The organism is Paenibacillus taichungensis (assembly GCF_013359905.1).
GTDB classification, from domain to species: Bacteria; Bacillota; Bacilli; order Paenibacillales; family Paenibacillaceae; genus Paenibacillus; species Paenibacillus taichungensis.
This window is the reverse complement of the sequence record NZ_JABMCC010000118.1, coordinates 304,545-318,581: the sequence shown is the minus strand read 5'-3', so window position 1 is coordinate 318,581 and position 14,037 is coordinate 304,545. Positions and strand designations below refer to the sequence as shown.

Below are 14,037 nucleotides of genomic sequence, written 5' to 3'. Positions count from 1 at the left end.
TGGGAACGAAAATTAAAAGAAATAAGCTATATACTTCGCTGCGCTACGTTCACTAACTCTTCTGCAAATCAGCAAGATTCTGTTTACCCCAATCGCAGAGAATTTCCAGCACAGGCATCAGCGTTAATCCTTCACGAGACAAAGAGTATTCTACTTTTGGCGGTAATTGTGGATACTCTGTACGGATAATTAATTGGTCGGCCTCTAATTCTTTCAGCTGAGAGCTTAGCATTTTATGCGTAATGCCTTCCAAGGCTCTTTTCAATTCTCCATATCGCAATGTTTCTTTTTTCCATAACCAAAACAAGATATGCATTTTCCATTTTCCGCCGATCAAGGACATGGCATGTGAAAATGGTTTAACGTTTACTTCCTCAGCAGTTTCCATATTCCACTCTCCTTTTAGATAGTATCTACCTTTTAAGTGCATACTATACTCTTTTTTCACCCTACTATACAATAACTCATGAAACAGAGACAAGGGCGAACAAGCCTAATAAAGGGAGAGAATATATATGGAAAATAGTAATCGTAATTTCTTGCAGCCTTATACATTTGCGAATGGTTTTACGCTAAAAAATAGAGTGGTCATGGCACCGATGACAACGATGTCCAGTTTCTTCGACGGTTCAATTACCAATGATGAAGTCGATTATTATGCCGAACGGGCTGGTGGCCCTGGTATGATCATTACGGGTGTTGCATACGTAACTGAAGGGGGAAAAGGCTTCGAAGGTGAGCTATCCATCGCAAGTGATTCTACAATCAAAGGACTGTCCAAAATTGCAAGTGCCATTCAGAAAGACGGAACGAAAGCCATTGTGCAAATCTTTCATGCAGGGCGCAAAACGAACTCCAAAACGCTAAGAGGTGTTCAACCCACCAGTGCGAGTGCAATCGCTGCCGCACATCCAATCGGCTCGGAGACGCCGCGTGAATTAACACCTGAGGAAATCGAAAGCATTATTAAGGACTTCGGCAGGGCAACCTTGCGGGCCATACAAGCTGGTTTTGACGGAGTAGAGCTTCACGGGGCCAATACGTATCTGTTGCAGCAATTTTTCTCCGTCAATTCCAATCAACGATCCGATCAGTGGGGTGGCAGCTTTGAAAATCGTATGCGATTTCCGCTGGCAGTCATTCAGGAGGTTGCATCGGTTATCGATGCCCATGCGGATAAACCTTTCATCCTCGGTTATCGGATTTCACCGGAAGAAATTCATATGCCGGGCATCCAGCTCAAGGACTCCTTGGCGTTTGCCCAGGCTCTGACAGACACGCGAGTTGATTACATTCATCTGTCGATGGGAAGTTACAAACGAACATCATTAAATCACCCCGATGACAAAGAGCCGATCTTAACTAAATTCGTCCGGGTTTTGGATCACAAAAAACCTCTGATCGGTATCGGATCGATTGAGCGGCCGGAAGACGCAGAAGAAGTTATCAACGCCGGGGCAACTTTGGCTGCACTCGGACGGGAATTGATTCGCGAGCCGAAATGGGTACAGAAGGTAAAAGCAGGGGACCTTGGCAGCATTCGTTACCAAATTTCTCCGTCTGATATGGATGAACTGCGTATCCCTTTGGCAATGCAGACTTATCTGGAAGGTTCGTTTCGGGAGGTCATGCACTTTACTACCGACAGTCAGAAAGGGACTGACTACCAGAATTCACTTGCACCGATGGAGGGTTTTGAAAAGAAAATGTAAAAGTTAAACTAAACTAGATAGATTCAACTTTCGGATCATTAATAGTTATTTATTAATTCCGGAGCAACCATTTCCTGCTTTTACATGAGGGAATGGTTGTTTTTTTTATTTAATAATAATGATTTACAAACACAATTAAATTGTGTACAATCTAATTGTTAGCAAAATAAAAAGAGATATCATCTTTACAAAATAAAATTTAAACATACAGAGGAGACAATACTCATGAAAACATTATACGAAACTACAGTTATCAATACAGGTGGACGTCAAGGGATTGTGCAATCGCCGGATAACGTATTTATGCTTGATGTCGCTGCCCCGCCTGAACTGGGAGGCAAAGTAACGACAGCTACGAATCCCGAGCAATTGTTTGCAGCAGGATACAGTGCTTGCTTTAATTCAGCGCTGGAGTTTCAGTTGAAGAAACACAAAGTCGAAATTGAGAGAAGCACAGTATCGGCTACAGTTATGCTAGTAACGGACCCTACGGATAATGGTGTGAAGCTGGAAGTTGAACTTGAAGTTAAAATTGAGGGTCTGGATGAAGAGACAGCACAGAAATTTGTCAAACTTGCTCATGACTACTGCCCATATTCCAAAGGCATCAAAGGGAACGTTAATGTTACCGTGGGACTAGCCTAATCTTTGCCAGGGCGAATAAAACGGTTTTGTTCTGGACTTCACTATTGAAGTCTGAAGCATCTTTCTAAAATAATGTTCAACATACTGAAGGCCTCCGAGAAATCGGAGGTTTTTTGATATGTTTTTAATTCTTTTTGCGATATACAAAAATAGATAAAGAAATCGATCACGATTGAAATATACCCATATGGGGTATATTATAAGAGTAGAAAACGAAAGTTCAAAGGAGTGCAACTCATGAAAAAGTATGCAATGATATTGCTGACTACGGTGATCACGAGCAGTCTGATGTTAAGTGGATGTGGCAAAAATGCTGGGCAGGATAATAGCAGTAGTAACAGTCATACAGCGAGCACAGGAGAGATGCACCACTCGGATTCGGGAGAATTACCGGAAGGGCTTCATGAAAAGAAAAATCCAACATATCCTGTGGGCAGCCAGGCCGTGATGAGTACGGACCATATGGCTGGAATGAAGGGTGCAGAAGCGACCATTGTGGGAGCCTATGAGACAACAGCGTATACAGTCTCGTATACACCAACCACAGGAGGAGATACTGTGAAAAACCATAAATGGGTCATCCAGGAGGAAATTCAGGACCATACGGATCAACCGTATGCAGCAGGAACAGAGGTTGTGCTGAACGCTGACCACATGCCAGGAATGAAAGGGGCTAAGGCAACGATTGACTCCGTTGAGCAAACGACGGTATATATGGTTGATTACACCCCGACCACAGGCGGAGATCCGGTGAAGAATCATAAATGGGTCACAGAAGAAGAATTGTCTATTCAATAATACTTTTCAAAGTATAATCAAATTCTCACTCAATTATGGGTTATACTGGAACAATAAGATTAAAGTTGCTGGAAAGGGGAATGTATATGATGGACTTCAGCAAGCCGCCCCATGCCTCCGAATCACATACACACAAACAGCGTCATGAAGAAAATGAACAACAGCTATTAGCCGGAGGGAAAAGCATTTGGTGGGAAATCAGCAATTGGCTAATTCTCGGTGGGATACTTGCGGTGATCTTCGTATTGTTTAAATTCGTGTTCTAGAAAAAGAGAAACATTAAAACTTTGGATAAGGGCCATATTAAATGGGCTCTTTTTTTTACGCTCGTACATATAAAATTATCAAGAATAACAAATGACAAAAATAATTATTTGTCATTTGTTATTCGATATGTTAATCTAATTTCAACGGAGGTGACTTGAGGATGGTGTAACCATCTTGATCATATGGATAAGGACAAAACTTCTGAATTTTTAACCAAGGAACAAATTATCGCAGCAACGCAGGAAACTCTCCGGCGCTTCGGAGTTGGCAAAACATCTGTTACGGATGTCGCTAAATTGCTTGGCGTTAGTCACGGTACGATTTACAGGCACTATAAAAGCAAGAAAGAATTACTTGAAGGTGTGACCGCACAATGGCTCGAAGATGAGATTATCGCGCCTTTGACGGCAATAGCTAAGGATCAGAGTTACAACAGTGAGGGAACACGTCATTTGAAAGTATATATAGAAGTGTTAATCGCTCGCAAACGTCATTATGCCGAATCCGATGCAGAGTTGTTTGAAATGTACGCACGGGTAACCCAGGAATCCGCAGATATTATCGCTAAACATGTGAAACATCTTGTACGTCATCTGAGTGAGATTATCCAGCAGGAGAATCATTTCCAATTTAACAACCCAGATGTGGTTGCAACTGCTATCCTTCAAGCTACAGCTCGTTTTCATCATCCGGCACATGCCTATGAATGGCAAAGCCCTACAATTGATGCGGAACTTGCACAGGTGTGGTTGTTGATCGAAAAGGGATTATTACATTTGGAACAAGAGAGGGAGTAATTGTAAATGAAAAAGCTAACAGGTAAAGTGGCCGTTGTAACAGGCTCATCCCGGGGGATCGGACGTGCTATAGCTGAGCAACTCGCTGAAATGGGCGCGGATGTCGTCATTAACTACACGAGTAGCCCCGACAAAGCAGAGCAGGTTGCAGATATTGCTCGCCAAAAAGGAGTTCGTGCCATTACCGTTCAGGCTGACCTTGCCCGGAAGGAAGATGTGGAGCGTTTATTTTCCGAAACGATTAACCAGCTTGGAAAAATCGATATTCTGATCAACAATGCAGGCATCATGAAGACAACACCTTTGGCAGATGTGACTGAGGAAGAATTCGATCAGCAGTTTGCGATTAATGTAAAAGGTACATTTTTTGCTTGTCAGCAAGCATGGAAACACATGGAGAACCAGGGCCGAATCGTTAACTTCTCCACTTCTGTAACTGGACAGATGTTTCCGGGATACAGCGTGTACGCAGGTACCAAAGGAGCAGTTGAACAGATTACTCGTCAGCTTGCGAAGGAATTTGGCTCCAGACAAATCACTATTAATGCTGTTGCACCAGGTCCCGTGAATACCGAATTGTTTTCTGTTGGGAAGACGGAGCAGCAGCTCGAAGGAATGCGTAAAATGAATGCATTTGGTCGTCTGGGTGAACCGGAAGACATTGCAAATGTGATCTCATTCCTCGTCAGTGAAGAATCGCAATGGGTTACAGGACAGACGCTGCGTGCAAACGGCGGTTTCATTTAAGGATATCATGCACGAAGTTTCCCCCTTTTGACACACAACCGGGCGAATCCCCATATGATGCATTACATCAGCAAGCAATTGGGGAAATGGGGAATCCGGGATGGCAAAAGCAAAGGGAAAAAAAGCTCCCGCGTTAAAGAGTGACAAACTTCGTGTATCCATGAAATTGGTTACTTCGGATGTATGTGAGCGTTGCAAGACCCCCTGTACACGAGGAATGGATTATGCAGCACGGATGCGAACCGATGGAGCTGTGGGCAAGGGCGTACCTTGTATATTAACTCGTCATACTTCGTAGTTAGCAGCATAATAAAATTGACCCAGAAGAAGTTCGTATAATTACGTATTGCCAACAACTATACTATAGGGGCGTCCTTTAACAAGGAACGCCTCTTTTTGATCGTTCCAAGGGGTGGAAAATATTCTGGATAAAAAATGAAAAATGATGAAAAACAGCGCAACTTTGTGGATGAACCTGCAGTATAAATGTACAACAGCTAGCAGCAGGGGAGGGAATATTGACGGAATGAAATGGAAAAGAATTTTGCTGTGTGTCACAGTATTCTCCTTGCTCGGCGGGTCTTTATTGTTTGCAGATTCAGTGAACGAGAAGATTCGGGTTCTCATTAACGGCAAGGAAGCAGCTGACGGTGGTTATCTGATTGACGGAACGACCTATGTACCTGTAAGGGAAGCGGGCGGAATCGCCAGATGGGATAGCACAAACAAGAGAGTAACGGTTATCAAACCGAATGTACATATTTTTCTCTTCAAGGGAGATACCGTGTTTGGCAACGTGAACGTGGGTAAGTTGAAATTTAATGTGTTCTCACAAGTCGACAGTTTGACAACGGATATAGCTGCCGTGAAGGTGACGATTACCAATCCAAGTGGTGAGGTTAAGGATATTCAGTCTCAAGAGCTCAAGACTCAGAAGGATAACTTCTGGTTCCGAACGTACGATTTTACGTATGATTTCAGCCGGGCTGGCAAGTACCAAGTCGGTTTTTATATTAAAGAAAATGCAAATAGTAATTATGTGCTGGCAGCCGAGAAAATCATTACCGCGCTGAACGATTGAAGCAAAAATAACCTTGGCGGTTAAATTGACCTGGACCATTGAACATGTTACGATATGCAAGGTTACACAATTTCTATTTATAAAGCGAGGTATATCAATGAGCGATCACACACATGAACACGGCGATGCCTGCGGATGCGGTCAAGACCACGACCACGACCACGAGCATGAAGAAGTTCTTCTGACACTGACAGACGAGAACGGAAATGACGTGGAAATGGTTCTGGTGGAGACGTTTGACGTGGAGAAGCATGTTTATGCGCTCCTGCTGGAACGTAACAATCCTGAAGCTGACGGCATCATTCTGCGTATGGAAGAAGAAGACGAGGAAATGGTGCTCTACAATATTGAAGACGAAGAAGAGTGGACCCGTGTTGAAGCGGCGTACAACGAACTCGTTGCAAGCCAAGAATAGTCATCCTTTTGGAATAAAGCAAGAAGGCTCCTTGATCACAGGGGGCCTTTTGTTTGCTTTTTATTAGGTGTAAATGTTGTTTTTTCTTGCCATAGGGACAGTGGAATAGGTGGGAAAATGCAAATAAGACAGCGATCATAACACAAGACAGGACAAGTCTGTGTGGAGAAAAAAATAAAAAGGACCAAGCATCCCGCTTGGTCCTTAGATCGATCAACCTCATGAAGAGGTGGCTGTTCTAGAAAATCGCATCTGCTTCCACAATGACTTTTACATTGGTTACGCTACGATCTTCAGGTCCTTTTACAGGCAGTCCAACTTCAACATGATCAATGATGTAGTCGATGTTCTCCTGAGTGATAACCTCACCTGGCAGCAGAATCGGAATTCCTGGTGGATATACGTAGATGAATTCCGAAATAATCCGGCCAGCGGATTCCTTGAAAGGAATGACTTCGGTATCACCATAGAACGCATCACGCGGAGTCAGCATCAGCTGTGGTACATCTGGAACCTTAACCACCAGCTCGTGGGCTGGATTCACTTGATAATACGTACGGGATAGATCTTGCAGGGCGTTCAGCAAGATTTCTACGGAGTCATCCGTATCTCCCGGCGTGATGAGGCACAGAATATTATACATATCACTGAGCTCTACCTCGATTTTGTAATGCTCACGTAGCCAGTTCTCTGTTTCGTAACCTGTAATTCCAAGGTGACGAACATGAATGGTTACTTTGGTTGGGTCGTAATTAAAGGTAGCCTCTGTGCCCAGCAGCTCTCTGCCGAAGCAATACAGTCCGTCCATATCATTAATGGAGCGTCTTGCAAACTCAGCCAAATCAATGGCCTTCTGTGCCATCTGATGGCCATTCAGAGCCAGATTACGTCTCGACGTGTCGAGCGAAGCCAGAAGGATGTAGGAAGTCGACGTTGAAGTCAACATACTCAGAATAGTTTGTACACGTTGCGGATTCACATAACCATTCTTCGTGTTCAGATTGAGTACAGAACTCTGAGTCATCGAACCACCCAGCTTGTGTACACTCGTCGCAGCCATATCAGCCCCGGCGGCCATGGCTGAGAGCGGCAGATCTTCATGGAAATGAATGAGTACGCCATGCGCTTCATCCACAAGTACTGGGACCTGATAGCTATGCGCCAGTTCAACAATTTCTTTTAGATCGGTACATACACCGAAGTACGTTGGGTTAATGACGAGCAATGCCTTGGCATCGGGATGACGCTCAAGGGCACGTCGGATCGCGCCTGTAGTGACACCGTGATCGATTCCTAGATTGGCATCCTGCGCAGGAGAGACGAACACGGGTTTCGCTCCTGAGAAAATGATGGCAGACATGACCGATTTATGCACATTACGGGGCACAATAATCTTGTCACCCGGTTCACATACGGACAGAATCATGGTCATGATGGCACTGCTTGTGCCTTGTACACTAAAATAGGTATAATCGGCTCCGAAGGCATCGGCTGCCAGAATCTGCGCTTCCTCAATGACACCGGTTGGCTGATGCAAATCATCTAGCGGTGCGATGTTAATCAAATCTATGGAGAGGGCATTATCGCCGATAAATTCACGAAATTCGGTGTCCGTTCCCAATCCTTTTTTATGTCCCGGAATATGAAATTGCACCGGATTGAGTGCCGCGTGATTTTTTAAAGCGGTAAACAGCGGCGTACGGCGGTGATCCATCAGTGCTGTCACAACCTTTCCTAATTATAATTTGTAAGAAAAACGTCTTTCGACGTAAATTCTATGAAGACAGACCGCATGTAGCGGATGTTTTTCTTGCGATCACGGATTTAGTTCAGCTTTGCTGATAACTTATCATTTTGTAATCTCAAACAAATTTGAGTATAGCAAATTAAGAACCGAATGCAAGCAGTATTGCTTGACAATTTTTCGAATTGCTGAGATTTGGACACATCCCCGAGGGTTACAGTAAGGATAGGAGATGGGCAAGCAAGCATCGAAAGGGGAAAAAGAATGCAAACCAATACAAAACCAGCCAAAATCCTGCGATCACCTTTTTTTATAGCCATGTGGCTAACGCTTTTTCTAGTTGAAATCATCAAGGGTGCTCTGCTGGTCGCTATTTTGCCCGTGTATATGGACAATATTCTGGGCTTGTCCGCTGGCGTAATAGGTGTGGCCTTTGCCCTTCAATATTTGGGAGATAATCTGTTCAGGGCTCCCTCTGGCTGGGCAGCAGAACGGATCGGGTTCCGCGCGACAATGGTGACGGCCCTAATTTGTACATTAGTAGCTGTAATCATGATTATCTTTTTCAAAAGTGCTTTTGGCCTTGCTATGGCTTGTCTCATTCTTGGAGTTGGTACGTCACCCCTATGGCCTTGCGCCATGACGGGCGTGACCGCGATGTCGGGGCCGCAGAACAAGAACGGTACAGCCATGGGTGCGCTGGAGATGGCGGCACTTGGAGGAACTGGACTTGGGCCGATCGGAATGAACTGGCTATTGGAACGGACGCATCACGATTATCGCACCATTTTCCTGGTGTTGATGGGTGTTGCAATTCTGGTCATTCTGGTCGCTTTGATTCTACCCGGACGTGTCGTTGTTGAGGGTGAGCATGCGGAAAGTGAGACTAAGCGGGCAGACATGAAATATCCGGCTAAACCGAATATTCTTACGCCTTTCATCCGACTCAAAAACAGTGTCCAGGGCACATTGCAACGGGTACGCAGTACACTTAACGTGAATCCGCTCGTATATCCTGCACTGTTCATGCAGTCCTTTGTTATTGGTCTGCTCAGTCCCGTGATTACGTTATACACTCGCACAGACCTGCACATCTCGCCCAACCTGTATAGCTTGTTGCTAATAGCCGGTGGTGGCATCACGGTCATTGCACTGCTGCCTGTAGGGAAAATGGTAGACCGGTTTGGCACGGCACCGTTCCTGAACATCGGTTTTTTAATGGCAGCAGCAAGTCTGTTTGCTTTTTCTTCCATTACGTCTATTCCTGTTGTGTTCGGCATCGTCATGCTGGTTGGTGTCAGCTATGCGATGATTCTCCCGGCCTGGAATGCATTTGTAGCCACATTGATTCCCAAAGGAGAACGCGGAGCGATCTGGGGTTTCTTCCTGACCCTTCAGGGATCAGGCATGGTCGTAGGACCGATTGTATCCGGACTGCTGTGGGATCACATTAGTCATCCGGCTCCATTTATCGGAAGTGCTGTCGTTATGGCTGGACTTGCCATTGTGCATTATGTCTTATCCCGTAAACCGTATCGTACAGCTCCTGCTAAATGATGCGATGAAGCCTGGTAAGGTTGATCTAATAAGAAAAGGGAGTTCCAACAACCGTACAGGTTGTGGAACTCCCTTTTTATGTAGCATAGTCCATCTATTTAGCTAACGACGTGAAGATTATTCTGAACGCCGTAGTAGTCAACTTCGGGAGCTAACTGTTCACGGTACTCCATGTCTGCTTATGACATAGACATCTTGTAGAGCGGCAGCAGTGTTTTGAACCTTGAACGAACTGTTTCCAGGAACTTGTCCCGATCTGCAGCCAGCGGATCATCCCGATCAACTCGCAGTCCGCACATGACCTCTGCACACCTCCATTTCGCGTCCGTTATATCATGAAAAAACGGGGGCTTGCCCCTGTGCATCTGCGGAAAGCTGCGATCCTCCGGATCAATCGGTGAAAAATAGTCAAATAACCAAGTACCCTTACATAAAATGAAGTATAAAATAGGGTAAGCCGATTGAGTAGAAGCGATTGAAGAAGATGGCCGGAGCATCTCCGGTACAGATGGAGGGAGTGCCGTGAATAAGAGTTATGAAGTTGAATATTGCAATCTGGAGCTGCGGTTCAACCGTCGGCATATCCAAAATTTGATCAAAGACCTTATTCGTGAGGGGTATTCACTATATTGGAGCGAGGACGAATCCTTTTTTATTCTGTCAGTCCGCACCGGACGCAAGCTGGTAAAGCTCCGTTTTCAACAGACGCGCAGTGGGAATTACAAAATGACGGGAGATTATATTATTAAGGATGCAAAACTTGCGGAATGGTTAGAGAAGCTGATTGGGGATACACGTGGGCATGCCGTTGTGAAACGCTTTAAGGATCAGCAGATGACCGTGGAAAATATTTTGTTCGGTGAAGTCATTCGTCTCGTTGAAGTATCCGGGTTCAAACAGCGTGTTATTTTTCAAAAGGAACCTGCGCCGACGGCGGAAGAGATGGAAGAAATGTTTCTCTCGCGCGAAGGTGAGGAGCGACTCATGCTGCTGCGCATGGAAGTAGACGATGAACTGGAGCGTCTGCATGCCGCCATTCAGACGGATAATATCGAAAAAGCAGATGCCTGTCGTAAAGTCTTAAAGCAGTTGTCAGGGCACATGTTGATGCTGGAAGGCTGAAATATAACGCTGTATTTATGAAAATACGATGAACACCTCAGGTAATTGGGGTGTTTTCTCGCTGTGCGACCATGGTCCGGGGTTCACTTCTATGCGTAAAACCGTTAAAATGGGGGTATTGTTGAGAATTCATTCAATAAAATTAATTGGAGCAAAGGATGGAGGACCAGATGGCGAAACAACAGATCGGTGTCATTGGACTTGCAGTAATGGGCAAAAATTTGGCCCTTAACATTGAAAGCAGAGGTTTCACGGTATCGGTATTTAACCGTTCCCCGGAGAAAACCAACGATCTTCTGAAAGAAGCCGAAGGTAAAAACCTGACAGGCACATTCTCTATTGAAGAGTTTGTGGCATCCCTGGAATCCCCGCGCAAAATCCTGATCATGGTACAAGCTGGTTATGCAACCGACGCTACCATTGAACAACTGCTTCCTCATTTGGATGAGGGCGACATCATCATTGATGGCGGTAACGCATACTTCCCTGACACACAACGTCGCAGCAAAGAGCTGGAAGACAAAGGCATTCGCTTCATCGGTACAGGTGTATCCGGTGGGGAAGAAGGCGCTCTGAAAGGCCCTGCAATTATGCCTGGTGGACAAGAGAGTGCGTACAAGCTGGTTGAACCGATCCTGACAGCCATTTCGGCCAAAGTCGGTGACGATCCTTGTTGTACATATATCGGACCAGATGGTGCCGGACACTATGTAAAAATGGTGCATAACGGTATCGAATACGGAGATATGCAGCTGATTGGTGAAGCTTACCACCTGCTCAAATCCGTGTTGAATGTGTCCGTTGAGGAGCTTCACGCTATCTTTACAGAATGGAATCAAGGAGAGCTGGACAGCTACTTGATTGAAATCACGGCAGACATCTTCTCCAAATACGATCCAGAAACGGGCAAACCAATGGTTGATGTCATTCTGGATGCAGCTGGACAAAAAGGAACAGGAAAATGGACAAGCCAAAGCGCGCTGGATCTCGGCGTACCATTGTCCATGATTACGGAATCCGTATTCTCCCGCTTCTTGTCTGCGATGAAAGACGAGCGTGTGGCAGCGAGTAAAATCCTGAACGGACCTGCGGTTGAAGCATTCTCTGGTGACAAAAAAGCATTCATCGAAAATGTTCGCAAAGCACTGTTTGCAAGTAAAATCGTATCCTACGCACAAGGTTTTGCCCAAATGCGTGCAGCTTCCGATGAGTACGGTTGGGATCTGAAATACGGCAACATCGCTATGATCTTCCGTGGTGGCTGCATCATCCGTTCGCAGTTCCTGCAAAACATTAAAGAAGCGTATGACAAAGATGCAGCACTGAAAAACCTGCTTCTGGATCCATACTTCCAAAACATCGTAGAATCCTACCAAGGTGCGTGGCGTGAAGTGGTAGCTGCTGCGGTAACTCAAGGCGTTCCGGTTCCTGGGTTCTCCAGTGCCTTGTCCTACTACGATAGCTACCGTACAGAGCGTTTGCCTGCGAACCTGCTGCAAGCACAACGTGACTACTTTGGTGCTCATACGTTCAAACGTCTGGACAAAGAAGGCAGCTTCCACCACAACTGGATGGAATAGTAGTGTATAACGCAAGTCCGTGAGATTTGGCTAAATTGTCCTGAATCAAGGACCTTGGTTGGAAGAACGGCATGGACAGAAGCTTGGAAAGGGGACTTGGAGAGTCGGTACATATACCGATGAGCTCCAGGTCTCTTTTTTTTACGTATACTTAAGCTGGTCCTACATCGAGATTCGTTAGAATTTTAAAATCGCCTATATTTCCAAAATAGGCTGATTTGAGTTCTTTAAAATCGTTTGAAGTACATGGACGTGCTTCGATATGATCTGGAAGTGTTTGCGGATGTTTGGAGGGAAGCCAGTCATACTATGGCCTTCCCCCGTCCGCAGGGCTGTGTTATGATAGGACAAAAGTGCTCACGAATTGCTTGAATTAAAGGAGTGTACACCTTGAGCAAGTCTAACAATATTATTCTCATCGGCATGATGGGAACTGGCAAATCAACCGTCGCTGACATGCTCGCGCGCGAGTTAGGTTACCGACTGATTGATGTGGACGCCGCGGTGGAAAAAGAGGAAGGCTGTACGATTCCTGAGTTGTTCACAGGCAAGGGAGAAGCGTATTTCCGCGATGCCGAGAGTCGCATGTTGTGCTCGGTGTTAGAGAAAAAGGCGCAGGTGATTGCGACCGGAGGCGGTGTGGTACTACGTTCGGACAACTGTGATGTCATGTCGAAGAACGGCTGGGTGGTTGCCCTGACAGCTGATCCTGCAGTGATAGTAGAACGCGTCAGCGGCTGTGATAACCGTCCGCTCTTGGCAGGCAATGCGGAGGAGCGCATTCAGACCATTATGCAGGAACGGAAGGACGCATATCGGTTTGCGCATTACACGGTGGATACAACCGAGTTATCCGCTTCTGAAGTGACTCGTTTAATTTTAGCGCATTACCGCGTCTAAGCTTGTAATTATTTCATTTTCTCGTCAGTGAGAGTAGGGATAGAACGTACAAATGAGTGTAGGGTCGATGCCTGGAGAGGGATACATTCCGTATGTGGAAGAAGATATGTTGAAGGATTTAAAGTGGTGAATGGGGATGTATGATCGTGAGAGATCGATGTGAAAAACGGGCCGATTGGCCCGTTTGACTGATGGTAAGAATCAGGGTGCATGATGCATGGTGGTTATGGAGAACTGCTGATTGCAGCTAGCTATCCTGACCATATAACCTCGATCCTGATGTTACTTAGTTTTCCTCTTGCCATTGCAGCATGCCGCCAACCATATTGGTGCAGCCATCATATCCGAGCTGCTGTAAGTACTCACAGGCACGTTCGCTACGGTATCCACTGCGGCAGATCAAAACAATTTCACCGGACTTTTGAATTTCGGACAGTCTGTCCGGAATCTGTCCAAGCGGGATGTGTTTCGCTCCCTCGATCATGCCTTGTGCGACTTCATCGTCCTCACGGACGTCTATCATCTGCAGCTTCTCTCCCGCCAGTAAACGGCGGCGTAGCTCAGAAGTTTCAATTTCTGCAATTTGTGTCATATTCAGGTCCTCTTTTCTGTATGGACTTAACGCCTATAATGATACCCAAGCGATGTATGGAATGTCAATTTGGCAGTACA

Annotated in this window: 16 protein-coding genes; 13 read left to right on the top strand and 3 right to left on the bottom strand. The window is 45.5% G+C overall.

Features of this window, described 5'->3' with window-relative positions:
- Nucleotides 1–52 precede the first annotated feature (52 nt).
- The gene (locus HP548_RS24635) at nt 53–388 is read right to left on the bottom strand and encodes a winged helix-turn-helix transcriptional regulator (RefSeq protein WP_076288195.1); all 336 of its coding nucleotides are present in this window, start codon (nt 386–388) and stop codon (nt 53–55) included.
- A 127-nt stretch (nt 389–515) separates the two neighbouring features.
- Here HP548_RS24635 and HP548_RS24630 point away from each other — a divergent pair, with 127 nt between their 5' ends.
- From HP548_RS24630 to HP548_RS24590, 9 genes are all read left to right on the top strand, one after another.
- The gene (locus HP548_RS24630; RefSeq protein ID WP_175383130.1) at nt 516–1,712 is read left to right on the top strand and encodes an NADH-dependent flavin oxidoreductase; all 1,197 of its coding nucleotides are present in this window, start codon (nt 516–518) and stop codon (nt 1,710–1,712) included.
- 225 nt (nt 1,713–1,937) lie between these two features.
- Nucleotides 1,938–2,357 (top strand): organic hydroperoxide resistance protein, encoded by a 420-nt coding sequence (locus HP548_RS24625; protein WP_064636540.1) that lies wholly within the window; start codon nt 1,938–1,940, stop codon nt 2,355–2,357.
- A gap of 237 nt (nt 2,358–2,594) precedes the next feature.
- Nucleotides 2,595–3,155, top strand: coding sequence for a YdhK family protein (locus tag HP548_RS24620; protein ID WP_175383129.1), 561 nt, complete (start codon nt 2,595–2,597; stop codon nt 3,153–3,155).
- 89 nt (nt 3,156–3,244) lie between these two features.
- On the top strand, nt 3,245–3,421 hold the full coding sequence (locus tag HP548_RS24615; RefSeq protein ID WP_175383128.1) for a hypothetical protein: 177 nt from the start codon (nt 3,245–3,247) through the stop codon (nt 3,419–3,421).
- Nucleotides 3,422–3,604: 183 nt separating this feature from the next.
- Nucleotides 3,605–4,219: a TetR/AcrR family transcriptional regulator gene (locus tag HP548_RS24610; RefSeq protein ID WP_175383127.1), complete on the top strand. Its 615-nt coding sequence runs from the start codon at nt 3,605–3,607 to the stop codon at nt 4,217–4,219.
- A gap of 6 nt (nt 4,220–4,225) precedes the next feature.
- Nucleotides 4,226–4,966 carry an SDR family oxidoreductase gene (locus HP548_RS24605; protein WP_175383126.1) on the top strand — a complete coding sequence of 247 codons (741 nt, stop codon included), beginning with the start codon at nt 4,226–4,228 and terminating at the stop codon, nt 4,964–4,966.
- 100 nt (nt 4,967–5,066) lie between these two features.
- Nucleotides 5,067–5,264: a hypothetical protein gene (locus HP548_RS24600; RefSeq protein ID WP_072735367.1), complete on the top strand. Its 198-nt coding sequence runs from the start codon at nt 5,067–5,069 to the stop codon at nt 5,262–5,264.
- Nucleotides 5,265–5,492: 228 nt separating this feature from the next.
- Complete coding sequence (locus HP548_RS24595; RefSeq protein ID WP_076288201.1) at nt 5,493–6,047, top strand: copper amine oxidase; 555 nt, start codon at nt 5,493–5,495, stop codon at nt 6,045–6,047.
- Nucleotides 6,048–6,144: 97 nt separating this feature from the next.
- Nucleotides 6,145–6,462 (top strand): DUF1292 domain-containing protein, encoded by a 318-nt coding sequence (locus tag HP548_RS24590; protein ID WP_063565566.1) that lies wholly within the window; start codon nt 6,145–6,147, stop codon nt 6,460–6,462.
- Nucleotides 6,463–6,700: 238 nt separating this feature from the next.
- On the opposite strand, the gene HP548_RS24585 is transcribed toward HP548_RS24590, so the two are convergent.
- Nucleotides 6,701–8,176 (bottom strand): aminotransferase class I/II-fold pyridoxal phosphate-dependent enzyme, encoded by a 1,476-nt coding sequence (locus HP548_RS24585; RefSeq protein WP_063565751.1) that lies wholly within the window; start codon nt 8,174–8,176, stop codon nt 6,701–6,703.
- 294 nt (nt 8,177–8,470) lie between these two features.
- On the opposite strand from HP548_RS24585, the gene HP548_RS24580 reads away from it, so the two are divergent.
- The 4 genes from HP548_RS24580 (at nt 8,471) to HP548_RS24560 (ending at nt 13,365) form a co-directional block, all read left to right on the top strand.
- Nucleotides 8,471–9,763, top strand: coding sequence for an MFS transporter (locus tag HP548_RS24580; RefSeq protein WP_175383125.1), 1,293 nt, complete (start codon nt 8,471–8,473; stop codon nt 9,761–9,763).
- A gap of 522 nt (nt 9,764–10,285) precedes the next feature.
- A complete protein-coding gene (locus HP548_RS24570; protein ID WP_113053909.1) occupies nt 10,286–10,885 on the top strand; it encodes a hypothetical protein in 600 nt (199 codons plus the stop codon).
- Between the two features lie 170 nt (nt 10,886–11,055).
- Nucleotides 11,056–12,465 (top strand): NADP-dependent phosphogluconate dehydrogenase, encoded by a 1,410-nt coding sequence (gene gndA, locus HP548_RS24565; RefSeq protein ID WP_064636561.1) that lies wholly within the window; start codon nt 11,056–11,058, stop codon nt 12,463–12,465.
- Between the two features lie 390 nt (nt 12,466–12,855).
- The gene (locus HP548_RS24560; protein WP_246318202.1) at nt 12,856–13,365 is read left to right on the top strand and encodes a shikimate kinase; all 510 of its coding nucleotides are present in this window, start codon (nt 12,856–12,858) and stop codon (nt 13,363–13,365) included.
- A 286-nt stretch (nt 13,366–13,651) separates the two neighbouring features.
- On the opposite strand, the gene HP548_RS24555 is transcribed toward HP548_RS24560, so the two are convergent.
- On the bottom strand, nt 13,652–13,957 hold the full coding sequence (locus HP548_RS24555) for a rhodanese-like domain-containing protein (RefSeq protein WP_076288204.1): 306 nt from the start codon (nt 13,955–13,957) through the stop codon (nt 13,652–13,654).
- Nucleotides 13,958–14,037 lie beyond the last annotated feature (80 nt).